Genomic DNA, 17,604 nt, shown 5'->3' on the forward strand with positions numbered 1-17,604 from the left:
CTCAGGCCCGCGCCTTCAGCCAGTCGACCACGTCCTGCGCGCTGCGGTCGGGCGGGAACACCGGATAGAACACGTGGGCCACCCGCCCATTGTCGATCACGAGCGTGAAGCGCTTGAGGAGACGCATGCCGCCGGCCTCGAAGGTCGGCAGGCGGATGGCGTCGGTCAGCGTGAAGGCGTGGTCGGACAGGATGGCGAAAGGCAGGTGCAGCCGCTCGGCCATCTCGCTCTGGTAGTCGGTCGTCTGCGTCGACAGTCCGAACACGTGGTCGACGCCAAGTCCGCGCAGCTCCGCGAAATGATCCCGGAAAGAGCAGGACTGGGGCGTGCAGCCCCGTGCGCCCGGGATGGCGTCCCACCCGTCCGGCGAGGGCTTGCCCGGCTCGCCGGTGCGCGGATAGGCGTAGACCACGGTCAGGCCGTTCAGGCCGCCGAGCGAGACGGCGCCGCCGGACGTGCTCGGCAACGCGATCTGCGGAAGCTGCATGGCGCGCAGGTGGTCGGTCGCCCCGTCGTTGACCGGAACCGGCAGATCGGCGGGCAGCACGTCGTGGGAGGGCGTCTGCGCCGCTGCGGCGGCGGCGTCGCCCGGTTGCGATGAGCTCATGGTTCTCTCCCGCCTGTCCTGCGTTTCACCCCTTGCGGGGCGTCTTGGCGTCCGACGCGGCCGCGGGCGGCTCGGGCCGGACGGCGCTGAAGCTCCCGAAGACCATGTCGGGCGCGCTCGTGTTGTGCCGCGACGGCGTCAGCCGTCCCGCCCAGACCTCGGTGGCGTCCCCGCCCTTCCAGTCCATGATCGGGCTCTCGCCCCAGGCGGCGGCGCCGGGAGCGCGCCACGCCGTCCGCGCCACGTCGCAGTTGAAGCTCGTCGCATACATCGAGCGCAGCGCGGCGAACGGCGCGCCGCCGGGCATCGGCCCGTCGAAGCCGACATCGAGGATCTGGCGATCGGGATCGATCGTGTCCAGCCGCAGCGTGGCGGACCCGCCCTGGGCGAAAGAGAGCGTGAAGCTGCGCGTCGACGGATCGAAGGCGATCTCGCGCAGCGCCACGATCGGCCGCTCCTGCACCTCCACCGGGCCGACCAGGAAGGAGCTGCCATAGGCGCTCCAGCGCATATGGGCGGGCGGCAGCGGCCGGGCGCGCCAGTAGCCGTCGGGCGGATAGACGACGAGGATCTCCTCCGCGCGCTCCTGGTGCAGCATCCAGAGCTGCACGACGTGCAGCCCGTGCTCGACCCGGTCGCCGACGCGGAACGGCGTCGCGGCGGGACGCCAGAAGGACGGATAGGTGTAGCCGGTCAGCCAGAATTCCGTGCTCTCCCAGAAGGTGACGCGGCGCGCCTGGGCGGCGAAGGACGGGTCGGAGGACATGTCGCAGCTGGTGAAGTCGGGGGCCCAGCGGTCGGCCGTCAGCGCGCCGATATAGGCGGGGTGGACGGCGTGGATCCGCATGCCGCGCACCTGCGGCGAGGCGAAGCGCAGGTCGACATTGTCCTTCTCGGCGCAGAGCACGGGCTCGCTGAGATTGCTCACCCGCACCGCGAGCTCGGCGGCGGCGGCCGTGGTCGGGAAGGCTCCGCGCGGCAGCAGGCCGGCGGCGAGCCCGGCCATGCCGCCCGCCAGGCAGGAACGGCGGGTGATCAGCCCCATGCGCGAAACGCCTCCCTTGCGTGCGGCCCCGGGCCGGAGCGACATGCCCGGCTCATCCGTTCAGGACCGCATAGACGTCGCCCGAATTGGCCTGCGCTGGCAAGCCGTCGATGAAGGCCGACATCTCCGGGCCGGTCACGTCGGCGGCCAGCGCCAGCGTCTGGGTCTCGCCCAGCGCCACGTTGAACCGGTAGAGGCCGAGCGCCGACAGCCGGTCCAGGGCGCGATGCGCCACGTCGCGCTGGATGGTGGTGAACTCGAAGGACAGCGCCCGAAGCGGCCGGACCGCGCCGCGCAGAACCTCGTCCTCGAAGCCCTCCACGTCGATCTTGACGAAGGCCGGCTCCCCGAACCGCGCCCTCAGGCCGTCCAGCGTCACCATCGGGACGGTCACGGAGGCGTCCCAGACCTGGCCGTCCCAGCCCGGCGCGCCCGCCGCGGAGCGGACGAAGTCGGCCGAGGCGGTGGTGACGGTCGGGTTGCGGCTGTTGACCTGCAGCGTCAGCGAGCCCTCGGCGGCGCCGGCGGCGGCGCGCAGGATCGTCACCTCCCGGTCGAGGCCGTGCAGCAGGCCGATCACGGCGGCCGGTCCGCGCTGCGGCTCCAGCGCCACCACCCGCGCGCCGAGGCGGCGGAAGCTGGAGACGCGGTCCCCCACATGGGCGCCGATGTCGAAGACGAGGTCTCCCGGGCGGACGAAGCGCGCATAGAGCGCGTCCATGGCGCGGTGATGGGCCCGGTCGAGATGATAGACCCGGATGGAGCGCCACAGCCCGGCCCAGGGGCCGAACAGGCTCACGCCGCCTCGCGGGCGGGCTCGGCGGCGGCGACCGCCCCGAGCGCCAGGATCTCGGCCGGCGGCGCGATGTCCTCCGGGATGGAGCCCACGCCCCGGGCGGCCAGCCACGCGCCGAAGCGCGGATCGGCGGTGAGCACCGCGAACGGAATGGCGAGCGGGAAGCCCGCCAGCAGCGGCAGGCCCAGCAGCAGCGCCAGCGGCGCATGCAGCGCCAGCATGACGATCACGGCGGAGCCGAACAGCGTCTGCGGCCACAGCCCGCGGACCGCGGAGCCCCAGGACAGGCGGTGCGCGTCGCGCTCCTGGCTGTTCCAGCCCACCGACTTGCCGAACAGGAGCCCGACCATGAACAGGCTCACCCGCAGGGTCGTCACGGCGCCGAGCAGGAAGGAGAAGACGAGCTCCGCGCCGACGCCCAGCATGAAGCGGCCCGCGCCGCCATAGCGCGCCGCCGCGCCGGGCGTCAGCAGCACGTCGACGCAGCCCGCCAGCTTGGGCGACAGATACATTCCCAGGAACGCCAGATAGACCGCGATGGCGGTCCCCGTCGGGTAGCCCGGGGCGAGATCCGCCGTCTCCAGCGGCTTCACCGCCGCGAGCGCGAACATCAGCGTGAAGGCCGGAATCCCGAGGAACATCAGCATCGCCCAGGCGAGCTGGAAACGGCTCATGGCGCGCAGTCCCGGCAGGCCGATCAGCCGGCCATACTGCATGTTGCCCTGGCACCAGCGCAGGTCGCGGCGGGTGAATTCCAGCACGGTGGGCGGGTTCTCCTCCCAGCTGCCGCCTTCCACGGGGATGACGCGGACCTCGTAGCCGGCGCGGCGCATGAGCGCCGCCTCAACCTGGTCGTGCGACAGGATGGCCCCGCCCAGGGGCGGCTTGCCGGGCAGCGTCGGCAGGTCGCAATGATCGATGAAGGGGGCGATGCGCACCAGCGCGTTGTGGCCCCAGAAGGGTCCGCAATCCCCCGCCCACCAGGCCGAGCCCATCGTGTAGGGCCGCATGCCCTGGCGCATCCCGAACTGGAACAGCCGGGCGAAGCCGCTGCGCGCCGGCAGCCCGACGACGAGGCTCTGCAGGATGCCCAGCCGCGAATAGGCCTGCATGATGCGCGCGAGCTTCACGATGCTCTCGCCCGACATCAGGCTGTCGGCGTCCAGCGGCAGCATGAAATCGAAGTCGCCGCCCCAGCGCCGGCAGAAGTCGCGCAGGTTGCCGGCCTTGTAGCCCTCGTTCGTCTCCCGGCGGCGGTAATGCAGGCGGTGCGGCGTGTCGGACTGCGCCCGCCAGGCGGCGAAGTTCCGCTCCTCGGCGGCGGCCACGTCCGGCCGGTCGGTGTCGCTGAGCACGAAATAGGAGAAATGGGCGCCCTCCCCGGTCGCGTCGAGGCTGGCCTTCACGATGGCGAGCCGGCGGAAGGCGCGGGCCGGATCCTCGTTGCGCAGCGTCAACAGAACGGCGGTGGTCGCCCGCAGCGGCTCGTCAGCCTCGCCCACATAGGCGAAGGGCGACGTCTCGGCGAGGCCGTCTCGCCGGCCATGCAGCAGCCACAGGCCGATGACGGCGTTCCAGAATCCCAGCACGCTCCACGGCGCGGCCATGACGAAGCACAGCATCATCAGGACGTCGACGACCGTCCAGCCGCCCGCGCCGAGAACGCTCGCCAGCGCCAGGCCGAGCGCCGCGAAGGTGGCGAGGTTGAGAACGGCGACGATCTGGCGGCGCGCCGCCAGATCGCGGGTTGACTGCGAGCCCGTGGGAGTGGTCGATGACATGCGGTCCGTGAGGTGAGCGCGGCGGGATCGCCGAGCATCGCGCCCGGACGCAGTGGGAAGGAATGTCCGGCAGATGACGTCAAAGCCCGTCCGTCGACAAGGGGGTAAGTCTGGTGAGTTTTGACGCAGAGCCGTCAAAAGCTCGCGAGCCGCTTGCGACGGCGCTGTGGTGCGTCGCCCCCGGCCGGGCGGAATTGCGCGCGTCGCCTCTGCGTTTGCCCCAGGATCCCGCCGCCCAGGCGACGGTGCGGACCCTCTGGTCGGGCGTCAGCCGCGGCACCGAGCGGCTGGTCGCGGCCGGCAAGGTGCCGGTCGGCGAGCATGGCCGGATGCGCGCGCCCCTGCAGGAGGGAGAGTTCCCGTTCCCGGTGAAATACGGCTATTGCGCCGTGGGGGTGGTCGAGGACGGCCCGGACGACCTCCTGGGCCGCGAGGTCTTCGCGCTGCATCCGCACCAGGACCGGTTCGTCGCGCCCGTCTCGATGCTGGCTCCCCTGCCGGACGGCGTTCCGGCGCGCCGGGCCATCCTGGCCGCCAACATGGAGACGGCGCTCAACGCGCTGTGGGATTCGGGCGCCGGGCCGGCCGACCGGATCGTCGTCGTCGGCGGCGGCCTCGTGGGCCTGCTGGTCGCCGCGCTGGCGGCGGGGCTGCCCCGCGCCGAGGTCACCGTCGTCGACGTCGAGCCGGCCCGCGCCGAGATGGCGCGGCGGCTCGGCGCGAGTTTCGCGCTTCCGCGGGACGCCCCCCGGGACGCCGACGTGGCCTTCCATGTCAGCGCCTCGCCCGCCGGCCTCGCGACCGCGCTCGCCTGCGCCGGGACCGAGGCCTGCGTCGTCGAGATGAGCTGGTATGGCGAAGGCGACGTGCCGGCGCCCCTCGGCGGGGCGTTCCACAGCCGCCGGCTGAAGCTGGTCTCCTCCCAGGTCGGCGCCGTGTCGCCCTCGCGGCGGCCGCGCTGGACCCACGCCCGCCGGCTCGCGGCGGCGCTCGACCTCTTGCGGGACGACCGGCTTGACGCCCTGATCACCGAAGAGGTCGCTTTCGCCGATCTGCCCGCCGCGCTCGCGCGTATCCTGGCCCCGGGCGCCCCCGGCCTCGCCACCGCCATCCGCTACTGACCGGAGAAGTCCCGCATGTACGCCGTCGAGGTCCGCGATCACATCATGATCGCGCACAGCTTTCAGGGCGAGCTGTTCGGCCCCGCCCAGCGCCTCCACGGCGCGACCTTCGTCGTCGACGTCGCCTTTTTCCGCGACAGCCTGACGCCGGAGAACGTGGTGGTCGACATCGGCCGGGCGCATGACGCGCTGAAGGCCGTGCTGGGTCCGCTCAACTACCGCAACCTCGACGAGGTCCCGGAATTCGCCGGCCAGCAGACCACGACGGAGTTCCTGTCGCGCCACATCTTCGACCGCATGGCGCAGGCCTGCCGGGCGGGCGACCTCGGCCCCGGGTCGGACGGCATCGTCAAGATCCGCGTCCAGCTGCACGAATCCCATGTGGCGCGGGCCTGGTTCGAGGGGCCGGTCGCCCGTGCCTGAGGTCGTTTTCGCCATCCCGGGAGACATCCAGGCGCCGACGGGCGGCTACGCCTATGACCGTCGCATCCTGGAGCTTCTGCCCGGCGAGGGCGTGGCCGTGCGCCATCTGGCGCTGCCCGGCTCGTTTCCGTGGGCCTCGGTGGCGGACCTCGCCGAGACGCAGGGTCTGCTGCAGGGCACGCCGGAGGACGCCGTGCTGCTGATCGACGGCCTCGCCTACGGCTCGATGACCGAGCTGGTGCTCAACAGCGTGTTCCGCCCGATCGTGGCGCTCGTCCACCACCCGCTGGCCATGGAGGCGGGCATGCCCGAGCGCCGCCGCCGCGCGCTCTTCAGCAGCGAACGCGCCGCCCTCGCCCGGGCGGCCGGCGTGATCGCCACCAGCCGGGCCACCGGCCGGCTGCTGGTGGAGGAGTACGGCGTCGCGCCCGAGGCGCTGACCATCGCCGAGCCCGGCGCCGACCCGGCGCCACGCGCGCCCGGCTCGGGATCGCGGACGCCCGTCCTGCTCAGCGTCGGCGCCGTGTCGCCCCGCAAGGCCTACGGCGTGCTGGTCGAGGCGCTCGCCGGTCTGCGGGACCGCCCCTGGACAGCCCGCATCGTCGGCGCGACGGACCGCGACCCTGACGAAACGGCGCGGGTGACGTCGCTGATCCAAGACGCGGGCCTCTCGGACCGCGTCGCGCTGGACGGCGCCGTGAGCGCCGCCGAGCTGGACGCCGCCTTCGCGGGCGCCGACCTCCTCGTCCATCCCGCCCTGTATGAGGGCTATGGCATGGCCCTCGCCGAAGCCCTCGCGCGCGGCCTGCCGATCGTGTCCACCACGGGCGGCGCGGCGGCCGATACGGTCCCGGACGGGGCGGGCCTCAAGGTCGCGCCAGGCGACGCCGCCGCCCTGCGCGAGGCTCTCGCAGCCTTGCTGGACGACCCCGCCCGCCGCAGCCGTTGCGCGGACGCCTCCTGGGCGGCCGGCCAGGCCCTGCCGCGCTGGCGGGACGCCGCCGCTGCGGTCGCCGGCGCGCTGCGCCGCGCCGCGCCCCCTCAGGCCGGGAGACGCGCCTCATGAGCGGCTTCAACCCATCCTGGCTCGCCCTGCGCGAGCCGGCCGACCACGACGCGCGCGACCCGGAGATCGAGGACCTCGTCGCCGGCCGGCTCGGCGAGCGCGACAACGCCATGGTGCTGGATCTCGGCTGCGGCTCGGGGTCGAACCTGCGGGCCCTCGCGCCGGCGCTGCCCGATCACCAGTTCTGGCGCCTCGTCGACCACGACGCCGCGCTGCTCGACGCCGCCCGCGACCGGCTGGAGAGCTGGGCCGACGCCTCGGAGCGAAAGTCCGGCGGCGACCTGCACCTGCAGAAGGGCGAGAAGCACATCCGGGTCGCCTTCGAGCAGGCCGACCTGAGGTCCGGCGTCGCCGCGCTGCTGTCGCCGACCCCGGACCTCGTCACGGCGGCGGCGCTGTTCGACCTCGTCTCGGCGTCCTGGATGGAGGGCTTCGCCCGCGATCTGGCCGCCTGCGGCGCGCCCCTCTACGCCGTGCTGACCTATGACGGACGGGAGATCTGGCGCCCCGGGCACCTGCTGGACGAGCGGATCCTGGCCGCGTTCCATCGGCACCAGGGGCGCGACAAGGGATTCGGCCCGGCCGCCGGCCCGGGTTCCGTCGCAGCCCTCGCGGCCGCGTTCGAGCGGGCCGGCTACGCCGTCGCGACGGCCGACAGCGCCTGGGTGCTGGGGCCGCAGCAGTCCGAGCTGATCGGCGAACTCGCAGCCGGGATCGCCCAGGCGGCGGTCGAGACGGGCGACCTGACGCCCGAGGAGGCGCAGGGCTGGGCGCAGGCGCGGGGGGGCGCGAGCCGCGTGCTCGTCGGCCACCAGGACCTCTTCGCCACGCCCCCGCGCTGACGCTCCGTCAGGCGCTGGGCAGCATCCGCCGCAGCACGCCGTCGCGCTTGATGAGGGCGTGATACGACGCTCCGGCGATGTGCAGCGCCACCAGCCCGGTGAGCGCGAAGCCGAGCGCCTGGTGGATCGAAAGGATGCGCTTGGTCGCCTCCTCGCTTCCCGTGACCGTGATGGGGATGGGGATCGTCCAGAACAGATTGATGGGCGCGCAGCACATGGACGTGCCCGCATAGCCCAGGATCGGCATGACGAAGACGATCGCGTAGAGGGCCCGGTGCGTCCAGCGCGAGACCACGCGCTCGAAGGGCGTCAGCCCGGATTCGGACGGCGGCGCGCCCCGCAGGAGGCGGTAGGCGAGCCGCACGACCACGATCGCGAAGGCGATCACGCCGACCGACTTGTGGATCTCGTAAAGCGCGTTGGTCAGCGCTCCCTCGCCCAGATTGGTCATCGCCACCGCCACCGGGACGAGGATGAAGACGCATAGCGCCGTCAGCCAGTGCAGCCACCGGGCGGGTGTGGAATAGCCGGCCTCCCGCGCGTTCCTCATGGTCCGCCCTCCCCCGCGACGGACCGCAGCGCGGCCAGGTCGCAATCGAACAACACGTCGCCGTCGCCGAACAGGTGCACCCGGGCCGGCGGACGCAGCGCCCGCGTCAGGTCCGGCTCCGGCCTGAGCTCCAGCCCCGTGCGCCCCGACCCGATGATGAGTGGCGCCACGAGCACATGCAGCCTGTCGACGCACCCGGAGTCGATGAAGTGCGAGATGGTGCGCGCTCCGCCCTCGATCAGCATCCGGCCCAGCCCGCGACTGAACAGCGCATCCACGATTTGGCGGGGCGGAATCGGGCCTTCGCAGGGGATCACGATCTCTTCGGCGCCCGGCGGCGTCGGACCGGCGCGGCGGCGGACCAGGATGCGCCGGGGGCCGTCCTGGCCCATGCAGCGCATGCCTGCCGGCAGGCGGCCATCGGGGTCGATCACCACGCGGGCGGGGCTGGCGCCGGCGCAGCGGCGCACGGTCAGTTGGGGGTCGTCCGCCAGCACCGTCCCGACGCCCACCACCACGGCGTCCACATGCGCCCGGATGCGGTGCAGGTGGTCCAGCGCGTCCCGCCCGTTGATGTAGCGGGATTCCCCCGACACCGTCGCGATCCGCCCGTCGAGAGACTGGCCGAGCTGCGCGACGACGAAGGCCCGCCCCCGAGGGGCGCTTCGGAGGGGGCCGAGAAGCGCGTCCCGCTCGTTCTCCTGACCGTGATCTCCGTCCGGGTTGATTTTCCCGAAGGAAGCGTGTGAATCGGGGTCAGGCATCGGCGGTGTCACCTCGGGCCGGTTGCGCCATGGGCGCAACCGCTTGAAAGCTCGGACGCGAAGCCTAACCTATGGCGGGAACGCGTCTAGGACGAGACGGGTCGGAAAGGTTCGCGGAAGAGTCATGGATAGCCGGACCGACGTCGAATCGCTTTTCGGCGATCCAGTAAACGCCAGCGTTGAACGGGCCATTTCGGAGTTCCGCGCCGGGCGCCCCATCGTCATCGTGGACGGGCACCAGGCCCTGGTCGCCACGGGCGTGGAAGCGCTCGAACCCGCCCTCGCGTCCGCGCTGGGACGGCTCGGCCCGGCCCATCTCGTGCTGCCGCCCGCCCGCCTGCGCCGCCTCGGCGTGGAGCGCGCCGCGCCCGGCATGATCGCGCTGCCGGCGGTGGACCTCGCCCGCGTCGAGACGCTGGCGCTCAAGATCGACGCCCGCATCGACGCGCCGGTCGGCCCCGCCGGCCCCCTGGACGCCGTGGCGCTGGAGCTCGCTTCGCTGTCGCTCCTGCTGCCGGCGGTGATCGCCGTGCCGCTGAACGCCGGGAGCGCGCCCGCGGGGCTGCTCAGCGTCGAAGCCGAGGCGGTGCGCTGCTACCGCCGCGGCCTCGCCCGGACCATCAAGATCGTCAGCCGCGCCCCGGTGCCGCTGGACGGCGCGCCCGAGACCGAGTTCGTGGTCTTCCGCGGCGGAGAGGGCCTGCGCGACCAGGTCGCCATCATCGTCGGGACGCCTGACTTCGCCAAGCCGGTTCCGGTCAGGCTGCATTCGGCCTGCCTCACCGGCGACCTGTTCGGAAGCCTGAAATGTGACTGCGGCGACCAGTTGCGCGGGACGGTGCGCTTCATGGCCGAGAACGGCGGCGGCGTGCTGCTCTATCTGGACCAGGAAGGCCGCGGCAACGGCATCGCCAACAAGATGCGCGCCTACCAGCTTCAGAGCCAGGGCTGGGACACCTATGACGCCGACGAGGTGCTGGGCTTCGGCTTCGACCAGCGGCGCTTCGACTTCGCGGCCGAGATGCTGAAGCTGCTCGGCGTCGCGCAGGTCGCCGTCTACACCAACAACCCCCTGAAGATCGCGGCCCTGCAGCGGGCCGGCCTCGACGTGGTGGAGGACCGCCGCGCCTATGGCCGGCAGACGGCTGAGAACGTCCTCTATCTCGCGTCGAAGCGCGACCGCGCCGGCCACTACATCGATTTCGACGATCTCGCCGCGCACCTGCCCATCCAGGACTGACGTGGCCCCCGCCGCGCGATGGCCGCTCGGCCCGGTGCTGCTGATCGTGGCGGCGGCCTGGACGGCGCTGTCCTGGCCCTGGCTGTCGGGCCGGGTCACCATCCCGTGGGACGCGAAGGCCCACTTCCAGGCCCAGCTCTCGTTCCTAGCGACCAGCCTCCACCGCGGCGAGGCGCCGTTCTGGAACCCCTATGTGTTCGCGGGCTCGCCGCAGATCGCCGACCCGCAGTCGCTGATCTTCTCGCCCCCGCATCTGCTGCTCGCGCTGCTGGATCCGGCCCCGAGCCTGCGCGCGGCCGACGCGCTGGCCTTCGGCATGCTGGCCTTCGGCGCGCTTGGCGTCGTGCTGATTTTCCGCGATCGCGGCTGGCGCCAGGGCGGCGCAGTGACGGCGGCGATCGCCTTCGCCTTCGGCGCGTCGGCGGCCTGGCGGATCCAGCATACGGGCCAGATCTTCAGCCTCTCCTACCTGCCCGTGGCGTGGTGGCTGCTCGACCGGGCTCTGGCGCGCCGGAGCGCCGGCTACGGCTTCTCGGCCGGCCTCGTGGCCGGCATGATGGTGCTCGGCCGCGACCAGGTCGCCTGGCTCGGCGCCTGGCTGCTGGTCGGCGTCGTGGCCTGGTTCTGGGCCGCCTCCGGCGACGTCCGCGCGGCGGTCCGGTCCAGCCTCGCTCCGCTCGGCGCCGGCGTGGCGGGCGGTGTCCTGGCCGCCGGCCTGCCGCTGCTGATGACGGTGCTCCTGGCGGGCGACTCCAACCGACCGGCCATCGACTACGAGGGCGCGGCCAAGGGCTCCCTCCACCCCGCCTCCCTGCTCACCGCCTTCGCGGCGAACCTGTTCGGCACGGATGGCCCTCTCGTCGACTTCTGGGGGCCGCCCAGCCCCGCCTGGGGCCCGGTGGACCTCTATCTGGCGCGCAACATGGGCGACGTCTACTTGGGAGCGATCCCGCTCCTGGCCCTGCTGGCGCTCGGCCTCGCCCGGGGCGCCTTCGCGGCGCGCGAGATCCGCTTCGCCGTGGCGGCGTTCGGCGCCCTGCTCGTCTACGCGCTTGGGCGCTATACGCCGGGCTTCGCGCTGCTCTACCACCTGCCGGGCTCCAACCTGTTCCGGCGGCCCGCCGACGCGACCTTCACGCTCGGCGCCGTCGCGGCGGTGCTGGCCGGCTACGGCGTGCACCGGCTCCTCGCCGGAACGCTGCGCCCCGCGACCCTGGGCCGCCTCGCCGCGGGCGCCGGCCTCGTCGCTGCGGGGTTCCTGCTCTGCGGCGTGGTCGCCATGGCCAAGGATCGCCTTGCGGCCGCAGCCGGGTCTCTGGCGCTCGGGGTCGCACTCGTGGCGGCCTCGGCGGCGGCGCTCTGGGCCGCGGCCCAGCTCTCGCCCGCCCGGCCCCTCGCGGCCGCCGCGCTGCTCGCCGCCGTCCTCACAGGCGACCTCGCCTTGAGCAACGGGCCGAACGAATCCACCGCCCTCCCGCCAGAGACCTACGACGTGCTGCGGCCCGACAGCCGCAACGCCACCGTCGCGCTGCTGAAGGCGAAGCTCGCCGAAGGCGCCGCGCCGGACCGGCGCGACAGGATCGAGTTCGCCGGGGTCGATTTCCATTGGCCCAACGCCAGCATGACGCACGGGCTCGACAACACGCTGGGCTACAACCCCATCCGCCTGGACCATTACAGCCGCGCCACCGGGGCGCAGGACCACGTCGCCCTGCCCAGCCAGCGCAGCTTCGCCCCGTTGATGCCGTCCTACCGGTCGCTGCTCGCCGACATGCTGGGCTTGCGCTTCATCGTCACCCGCGGCGACGTGGCCGAGATCGATCCCACCCTGGCGCCTGGCGACCTGATCGAGATCGCCCGCACGCCGGACGGCCGGATCTACGAGAATCCCCGCGCCCTCCCCCGGGTGCTCTTCGCCACGCAGGCGAGACAGGCCGACTTCGAGGCGCTGCTGCGGACCGGCGCCTGGCCGGCGGATTTCGACCCGGCCCGCATGGTGCTGCTGGAGCGGCCGGCCGCCCCGCCAGGGCCTGACGCCGACCAGCCGGGCACCGCCACGTTGCGGGGCTACGCCAACACGCAGGTGACGGTCTCAGCCTCCTCCCCGGCGGGCGGCTATGTGGTGCTGAACGACAGCTGGCACCCCTGGTGGTATGCCGAGGTGGACGGAAAGCCCGCCCCGCTGCTGCGCGCCAACGTCATCTTTCGGGCTGTCCCGGTCGGGCCCGGCGCGCACGAGGTGCGTTTCGTCTTCCGCCCGCTCGAGGGCGCCTGGGACGAACTGAAGGGCCGCATGGGCTGGCGCTGAGCCGCCGCTTCAGCCCTTGTCGCGCATGACGCGGGCCTTCTCGCGGTCCCAGTCGCGCTTCTTCTCGGTCTCGCGCTTGTCGGCGACGTTCTTGCCCTTGGCGAGCGCGAGCTCGACCTTGGCGCGGCCCTTCTCGTTGAAATAGATCTTCAGCGGCACCAGCGTCATGCCCTCGCGCTGCACAGCGGCGGTCAGGCGGTTCACCTGGCGCTTGTGGAGCAGGAGCTTGCGCGGGCGCTTGGGCGTATGGTTGAAGCGGTTCGCCTCCAGGTATTCCGGGATATAGGCGTTGACCAGCCAGATCTCGCCGTTCTTCTCCCCCGCATAGCTTTCGCCGATGGTCGCCTTGCCGCCGCGCAGCGACTTGACCTCCGTGCCGGTCAGCATGATGCCGGCCTCGAAGGTCTCGCCGATATGATAGTTGAAGCGCGCCTTGCGGTTGTCGGCTGCGATCTTGAACTCGGTCGCGTCCTTCGATTTGGACATGGTTTCCTGTCGTTTTTCAGCCGTTCAGCAGCCCGGCATGGGTCAGGGCGGAACGGATGGCGGCGCGCGTCGGCTCGCTCACCGGCACCATCGGAAGCCTGACCTCGTCGAACATGCGGCCCAGCGCGGAGAGCGCATATTTGGGACCGGACGGGTTCGTTTCAAGGAAGAGCGCGGTGTGCAGCGGCATCAGCCTGTCCTGGATGGTCAGGGCCGCGGCGTAGTCGCCCGCCATGCACGCCTTCTGGAAGTCAGAGCACAGCTTGGGCGCCACGTTCGACGTCACCGAGATGCAGCCATGGCCGCCCTGCGCCATGAAGCCGAGCGCCGTGCCGTCCTCGCCCGAGAGCTGCACGAAATCCGGGCCCATCGCCTGCCGCTGCAGGCTCACGCGGTCGATCTTGGCGGTCGCGTCCTTCACGCCGCAGATGTTCTTGAGCTCGTAGAGCCGCTTCATCGTGTCGACCGACATGTCGATGACCGAGCGCGGCGGGATGTTGTAGATGATGATCGGGATGCCGATGGCGTCGTTGACCGCCTTGTAGTGCTGGTAGAGCCCCTCCTGGCCGGGCTTGTTGTAGTAGGGCGTCACCACCAGCACGGCGTCGGCGCCGGCCTTCTCGGCGTGGCGGGCGAGTTCGATCGCCTCCTGGGTGTTGTTGGAGCCGGCCCCGGCGATCACCGGCACGCGGCCGCGGGCCTGGGCGATGCACCATTCCACCACCTGCCGGTGCTCCTGGTGGGACAGGGTCGGGCTCTCGCCCGTGGTGCCCACCGGGACGAGCCCGTGCGTGCCGTTCTCGATCTGCCAGTCGACATGGGCGCGGAACGCCGCCTCGTCCAGCTTGCCGTCGCGGAAGGGCGTGACCAGAGCCGTGTAGGACCCCTGGAACAAGCGGCTCTTGGTCATTCGGGCGTTTCCCTCTTCCGTCCGGCTTCGCGTCGGCCAGACACGCTTGGCATGATCTTGTGTCGAAAGGCTTGCGCCGGCGAGACCTGCGCTGGCCCACACATAACCGCAAGCCGTGTCCCGGAAAAGAGAAACAGACGCGGCCGCCGCCTCGGCCCTGCCGACGGCTCGCCTCGGGATCGGGCCGGTCGCCGACGGGCTTCGCCGCCTTCTGGCCACGGTCCTCCGTCACAGCATGAAGATGGTCGCCAGACCCGGGCGGCTTCACAGGCCCGGGCTTTTGGTTCACCATTCGCTAACGAGACCGGCCCAGAGTGGGGCGGGGGCATGCTTTTGCAGGTGATGCGATGGCCCGATCTCGGACTGCGCGGCTGACGGCCGCCTTGTTCGCCTGTGCGGTGATACCCGCATCGAGCGTTTCGACCCGATCGGCGGACGACTCCATCCTGATGATGGCTTCTGCGGACGGCGGAGCTACGGACATCTCCGCAGCCATCCATCCGCTCGCCAGCGTGCTGGCCTCGATCGGCTCCAGCCCGGCGGCGCCCGTGACGGTCGCCCCTGAAAAGACGCCCGCGCCGGAGAAGCCAGCTTCCACGGACGCGGCCGTCCCTGCCGTAACGGCTCCGGCCTCCTCCGGTTCCAGCGCCGCCGAGCCGGCCTCCGTCGCGGCCCCAGGCGCCGCGCCGGACCTGCGGCGCGACGCCGAAGCCGCTCCCGCCTCCCCCGGCGCGTCCGCCACCGGAGCGGCCGCGCCCGCGCTGGCCGAACCTCCCAAGCCCGCCATGGACCTTGCGGCGCTGAAGGGCGCCGTCGACCTTTACCGCAAGGGCGACCTCGCCGCGGCCGACGCCGCCGCCGCCGCCATCCCGGACGCGACGTCGCGGCGGCTGCTGGAGTGGGTCGCCATCCGCTACATGGCCCGCGACCTGGGCTTCGCCCGCATCGACGCCTTCATCCGGGCCAACCCCGATTGGCCGACCCAGAAGCTGATGCGCCGCCGCGCCGAGGAGGCGCTCGTCGCCGAGCGCCAGAAGGCTGCCGTCGTGCGCGCCTTCTTCAAGGGACGCGCGCCGCTGACGGCCGGCGGCAAGATCGCGCTCGCCCGCGCCCTGATCGAAGAGGACAAAGGCGCGGAAGCGGCCGCGCTGGTGCGCTCCGCCTGGCGCAACGACAATTTCGGCCAGGAGATGGAGAGCCGGTTCCTGGAGACCTTCCCGGAGTTGCTGGAGGCCGCCGACCACCGGGCCCGGATGGAGACGCTGCTCTTCGCCGAGGACTGGGCCGGCGCGCTGCGGGTCGCCAACAAGGCGGGCGGCGACGCGGTGAAGCTCGCCAAGGCGCGCGCCGCCGTGGGCCGCAGCGCCTCCAACGCCGCGCAGGCCCTGGAGGAGGTGCCGAAGGAGCTGCGCAAGGATCCCGCCTATCTCTTCGCCAGGGCGCAGTTCCTGCGCCGGCAGGAGAAGTTCGTCGACGCCGGCAAGGCGCTGACGGCGACGCCGCGCGAGGCGGTCCGACCCGACACCGCCGACGAATGGTGGACCGAGCGGCGCCTGGTCGCCCGCAAGCTCCTCGACCTCGGCGAGCAGAAGCTCGCCTATGATGTCGCCAGCGGCATGCCGGCGGACGCCCCGGCCAAGACCCGCACGGACGCCGAGTTCCACGCCGGCTGGATCGCCCTTCGTTTCCTGAACCAGCCGCTCGTGGCCGAGAAGCACTTCGCCGACATCGCCAAGGCGGCCTCGACCCCGATGACGACGGCCCGCGCCGAGTACTGGCTCGGCCGCGCCGCGGAAGCCGCCGGCCAGCCCGCCGAGGAGCACTACCGCAAGGCCGCCCAGCACGGCATCACCTATTACGGGCAGCTCGCCCGCGCCCGGCTGGACTGGCGCGACCTTCCGGTGCGCCGCGTGCTGCGGGGCGAACTCACTCTGCCCGACTCGGTCGGCGCCTTGCGGGCCGTGCGCATGCTGTACGAGGCCGACGCCCGCGACGTCGCCCAGCCGCTGATGGCGGACCTCGCCAACACGCTGGAGGACCCGGGCGAGCTGGACGCGCTGGCCCGGATCCCGGCCGAGAAGGGCGACGCGCGCGGGCTCCTGATCGTCGGCAAGGCCGCCACGCAGCGCGGCTTCCCGCTCGACGAGCACGCCTTCCCGACTATCGGGGTGCCGGAGCTGAACCTCGCCGCCAACGCCGTCGAGAAGCCGCTCGTCTTCGCCATCGCCCGGCAGGAAAGCGCCTTCGACCCCAAGGTGGTGTCGTCGGCCGGCGCCCGGGGCCTGATGCAGCTCATGCCGGCGACGGCGCGCCAGACCGCCCAGCGCACCGGCGTGGGCTACGACGCCGACAAGCTCACCGCCGACCCCGGCTACAACGCCCGCCTCGGCGCGGCGCATCTGGGCGATCTCGTCGGCGATTGGAAGGGATCGTACGTCCTGACGATCGCCTCCTACAACGCCGGCGGCGGCAATGTCCGCAAGTGGATCGACGCCTATGGCGACCCCCGGTCGTCGGCCATCGACCCGGTCGACTGGGTGGAGCGCATTCCGTTCACCGAGACCCGCAACTACGTCCAGCGCGTCATGGAGAACCTGCAGGTCTATCGCTGCCGGCTCACCGAACGCTCGACGCTGCTGATCGGGGACGACTTCAAGCGCGGCGTGAACCGCTGATCCCCTCGCCTCTCGACAGGCGCGTCTCCCCTTTGCAGGATGCGGGGCGATTCTGGGGAGACGCCGCCACATGGCCGAGAGCAGCGCCGAGGGTTTCGAAAGCGTCTTCACCAGCGCCCAGGACGGGCTGAGGCTGCACGCCCGCGACTATGGCGACCGCGCCGGCGAGCGCCTGCCGGTGGTCTGCCTGCCGGGCCTGACCCGCAACGCGCTCGATTTCCACGACCTCGCCCTGGCGCTCTCCCGCCATCGGCGCCGACCCCGGCGCGTGGTCGCCCTCGACTATCGCGGGCGCGGCCTCTCCGAATGGGATCCGGAGTGGAAGAACTACGACGTGAAGGTGGAGACAGGCGACGTGCTGGCCCAACTCGCCGCGCTCGGCGTGGAGGCTGCCGTCGCGGTGGGCACGTCGCGCGGCGGGCTGATCGCCATGGCGATGGCGGCGGCCCGGCCCGGCCTCCTGCGCGGCGTCGTGATGAACGACATCGGGCCGGTGATCGAGGCCAAGGGCCTGATCCGCATCCGCTCCTATGTGGGCAAGCTGCCGACCCCGCGCACCATGGACGAGGCCGCGGAGCTGCTGAAGCGCATCTCCGACGCGCGCTTCCCGGCGCTCTCCGACGAGGACTGGCGCGTGCTCGCGTCGGGCTCCTTCGTGGAGGACAAGGGCGTCCTGCGCCCGAGCTATGACCCGGCGCTGATGAAGCCGCTGGCCGGCCTCGACCTGGAGGCGCCCCTGCCGACGCTCTGGCCGTTGTTCGGGGCCCTCGAGCGGCTCCCGCTGCTGGCCATCCGGGGCGAGCGGTCGGACCTGCTCTCGCCCGAGACGCTGGACGCCATGGAGGCCGCGCATCCCGGCATGGAGCGCTGGATCGTTCCGGGCCAGGGGCATGCGCCGCTCCTGCGCGACGCGCCCACCATGGCCCGCATCGCCGGCTTCGTGGCGGCCGTGGAGGACGGCGAGGCCGTCGCGGCCTGACATCCTCGCGG

At 72.3% G+C, this 17,604-nt stretch carries 16 protein-coding genes; 8 read left to right on the plus strand and 8 right to left on the minus strand.

Annotated elements, in window-relative coordinates:
* Position 1: 1 nt before the first annotated feature.
* The 4 genes from ABEG18_RS14135 to mdoH are packed head-to-tail and all read right to left on the minus strand — an operon-like array spanning position 2 to position 4,229.
* The gene (locus tag ABEG18_RS14135; RefSeq protein WP_406853689.1) at positions 2-607 is read right to left on the minus strand and encodes a peroxiredoxin; all 606 of its coding nucleotides are present in this window, start codon (positions 605-607) and stop codon (positions 2-4) included.
* Positions 608-632: 25 nt separating this feature from the next.
* Positions 633-1,697 (minus strand): hypothetical protein, encoded by a 1,065-nt coding sequence (locus ABEG18_RS14140; protein ID WP_406853690.1) that lies wholly within the window; start codon positions 1,695-1,697, stop codon positions 633-635.
* A 7-nt stretch (positions 1,698-1,704) separates the two neighbouring features.
* Entirely contained in the window at positions 1,705-2,451 is a 747-nt protein-coding gene (locus ABEG18_RS14145; protein WP_406853691.1) for an FkbM family methyltransferase, read from the minus strand.
* Positions 2,448-4,229 carry a glucans biosynthesis glucosyltransferase MdoH gene (gene mdoH, locus ABEG18_RS14150; RefSeq protein ID WP_406853692.1) on the minus strand — a complete coding sequence of 594 codons (1,782 nt, stop codon included), beginning with the start codon at positions 4,227-4,229 and terminating at the stop codon, positions 2,448-2,450. Before mdoH ends, ABEG18_RS14145 begins: the two co-directional genes overlap by 4 nt.
* Positions 4,230-4,342: 113 nt before the next feature.
* On the opposite strand from mdoH, the gene ABEG18_RS14155 reads away from it, so the two are divergent.
* From ABEG18_RS14155 to ABEG18_RS14170, 4 genes are read left to right on the plus strand one after another with little or no spacing between them, the layout of a single operon-like run.
* Positions 4,343-5,350: a zinc-binding alcohol dehydrogenase gene (locus ABEG18_RS14155; protein WP_406853693.1), complete on the plus strand. Its 1,008-nt coding sequence runs from the start codon at positions 4,343-4,345 to the stop codon at positions 5,348-5,350.
* A gap of 15 nt (positions 5,351-5,365) precedes the next feature.
* Positions 5,366-5,773, plus strand: a complete 408-nt coding sequence (locus ABEG18_RS14160; RefSeq protein WP_406853694.1) for a 6-pyruvoyl trahydropterin synthase family protein — start codon at positions 5,366-5,368, stop codon at positions 5,771-5,773.
* Complete coding sequence (locus ABEG18_RS14165) at positions 5,766-6,839, plus strand: glycosyltransferase family 4 protein (RefSeq protein WP_406853695.1); 1,074 nt, start codon at positions 5,766-5,768, stop codon at positions 6,837-6,839. Before ABEG18_RS14160 ends, ABEG18_RS14165 begins: the two co-directional genes overlap by 8 nt.
* A complete protein-coding gene (locus ABEG18_RS14170; RefSeq protein ID WP_406853696.1) occupies positions 6,836-7,681 on the plus strand; it encodes a class I SAM-dependent methyltransferase in 846 nt (281 codons plus the stop codon). Before ABEG18_RS14165 ends, ABEG18_RS14170 begins: the two co-directional genes overlap by 4 nt.
* A gap of 7 nt (positions 7,682-7,688) precedes the next feature.
* Here the strand turns inward: ABEG18_RS14170 and ABEG18_RS14175 are convergent, their stop codons facing one another.
* On the minus strand, positions 7,689-8,231 hold the full coding sequence (locus tag ABEG18_RS14175; RefSeq protein ID WP_406853697.1) for a cytochrome b: 543 nt from the start codon (positions 8,229-8,231) through the stop codon (positions 7,689-7,691).
* Entirely contained in the window at positions 8,228-8,995 is a 768-nt protein-coding gene (locus tag ABEG18_RS14180) for a RibD family protein (protein ID WP_406853698.1), read from the minus strand. Before ABEG18_RS14180 ends, ABEG18_RS14175 begins: the two co-directional genes overlap by 4 nt.
* A 124-nt stretch (positions 8,996-9,119) precedes the next feature.
* On the opposite strand from ABEG18_RS14180, the gene ribA reads away from it, so the two are divergent.
* Both ribA and ABEG18_RS14190 read left to right on the plus strand, forming a co-directional pair.
* Positions 9,120-10,235, plus strand: a complete 1,116-nt coding sequence (gene ribA / locus ABEG18_RS14185) for a GTP cyclohydrolase II RibA (RefSeq protein ID WP_406853699.1) — start codon at positions 9,120-9,122, stop codon at positions 10,233-10,235.
* A gap of 1 nt (position 10,236) precedes the next feature.
* Positions 10,237-12,543, plus strand: coding sequence for a hypothetical protein (locus tag ABEG18_RS14190; RefSeq protein WP_406853700.1), 2,307 nt, complete (start codon positions 10,237-10,239; stop codon positions 12,541-12,543).
* 9 nt (positions 12,544-12,552) lie between these two features.
* Here ABEG18_RS14190 and smpB read toward each other — a convergent pair whose 3' ends face one another.
* Complete coding sequence (smpB, locus tag ABEG18_RS14195) at positions 12,553-13,029, minus strand: SsrA-binding protein SmpB (RefSeq protein WP_406853701.1); 477 nt, start codon at positions 13,027-13,029, stop codon at positions 12,553-12,555.
* A 16-nt stretch (positions 13,030-13,045) separates the two neighbouring features.
* Positions 13,046-13,939 (minus strand): 4-hydroxy-tetrahydrodipicolinate synthase, encoded by an 894-nt coding sequence (gene dapA, locus ABEG18_RS14200; RefSeq protein ID WP_406853702.1) that lies wholly within the window; start codon positions 13,937-13,939, stop codon positions 13,046-13,048.
* A gap of 449 nt (positions 13,940-14,388) precedes the next feature.
* Between dapA and ABEG18_RS14205 the strand changes: the two genes are divergently transcribed.
* Complete coding sequence (locus tag ABEG18_RS14205) at positions 14,389-16,614, plus strand: lytic transglycosylase domain-containing protein (protein ID WP_406853703.1); 2,226 nt, start codon at positions 14,389-14,391, stop codon at positions 16,612-16,614.
* Positions 16,615-16,684: 70 nt separating this feature from the next.
* Positions 16,685-17,593 (plus strand): alpha/beta fold hydrolase, encoded by a 909-nt coding sequence (locus tag ABEG18_RS14210; protein WP_406853704.1) that lies wholly within the window; start codon positions 16,685-16,687, stop codon positions 17,591-17,593.
* Positions 17,594-17,604: the final 11 nt, after the last annotated feature.

Source organism: Alsobacter sp. KACC 23698 (assembly GCF_045348435.1).
GTDB lineage: Bacteria > Pseudomonadota > Alphaproteobacteria > Rhizobiales > Beijerinckiaceae > Alsobacter.

Excerpts from the sequence above, each read along its gene's own strand:
- ABEG18_RS14135 (WP_406853689.1), bottom strand. The coding sequence starts at position 607 with ATGAGCTCATCGCAACCGGGCGACGCCGCCGCCGCAGCGGCGCAGACG.
- ABEG18_RS14140 (WP_406853690.1), bottom strand. The coding sequence starts at position 1,697 with ATGTCGCTCCGGCCCGGGGCCGCACGCAAGGGAGGCGTTTCGCGCATG.
- mdoH (WP_406853692.1), bottom strand. The coding sequence starts at position 4,229 with ATGTCATCGACCACTCCCACGGGCTCGCAGTCAACCCGCGATCTGGCG.
- ABEG18_RS14160 (WP_406853694.1), top strand. The coding sequence starts at position 5,366 with ATGTACGCCGTCGAGGTCCGCGATCACATCATGATCGCGCACAGCTTT.
- ABEG18_RS14170 (WP_406853696.1), top strand. The coding sequence starts at position 6,836 with ATGAGCGGCTTCAACCCATCCTGGCTCGCCCTGCGCGAGCCGGCCGAC.
- ABEG18_RS14175 (WP_406853697.1), bottom strand. The coding sequence starts at position 8,231 with ATGAGGAACGCGCGGGAGGCCGGCTATTCCACACCCGCCCGGTGGCTG.
- ABEG18_RS14180 (WP_406853698.1), bottom strand. The coding sequence starts at position 8,995 with ATGCCTGACCCCGATTCACACGCTTCCTTCGGGAAAATCAACCCGGAC.
- ribA (WP_406853699.1), top strand. The coding sequence starts at position 9,120 with ATGGATAGCCGGACCGACGTCGAATCGCTTTTCGGCGATCCAGTAAAC.
- smpB (WP_406853701.1), bottom strand. The coding sequence starts at position 13,029 with ATGTCCAAATCGAAGGACGCGACCGAGTTCAAGATCGCAGCCGACAAC.
- dapA (WP_406853702.1), bottom strand. The coding sequence starts at position 13,939 with ATGACCAAGAGCCGCTTGTTCCAGGGGTCCTACACGGCTCTGGTCACG.
- ABEG18_RS14205 (WP_406853703.1), top strand. The coding sequence starts at position 14,389 with ATGATGGCTTCTGCGGACGGCGGAGCTACGGACATCTCCGCAGCCATC.
- ABEG18_RS14210 (WP_406853704.1), top strand. The coding sequence starts at position 16,685 with ATGGCCGAGAGCAGCGCCGAGGGTTTCGAAAGCGTCTTCACCAGCGCC.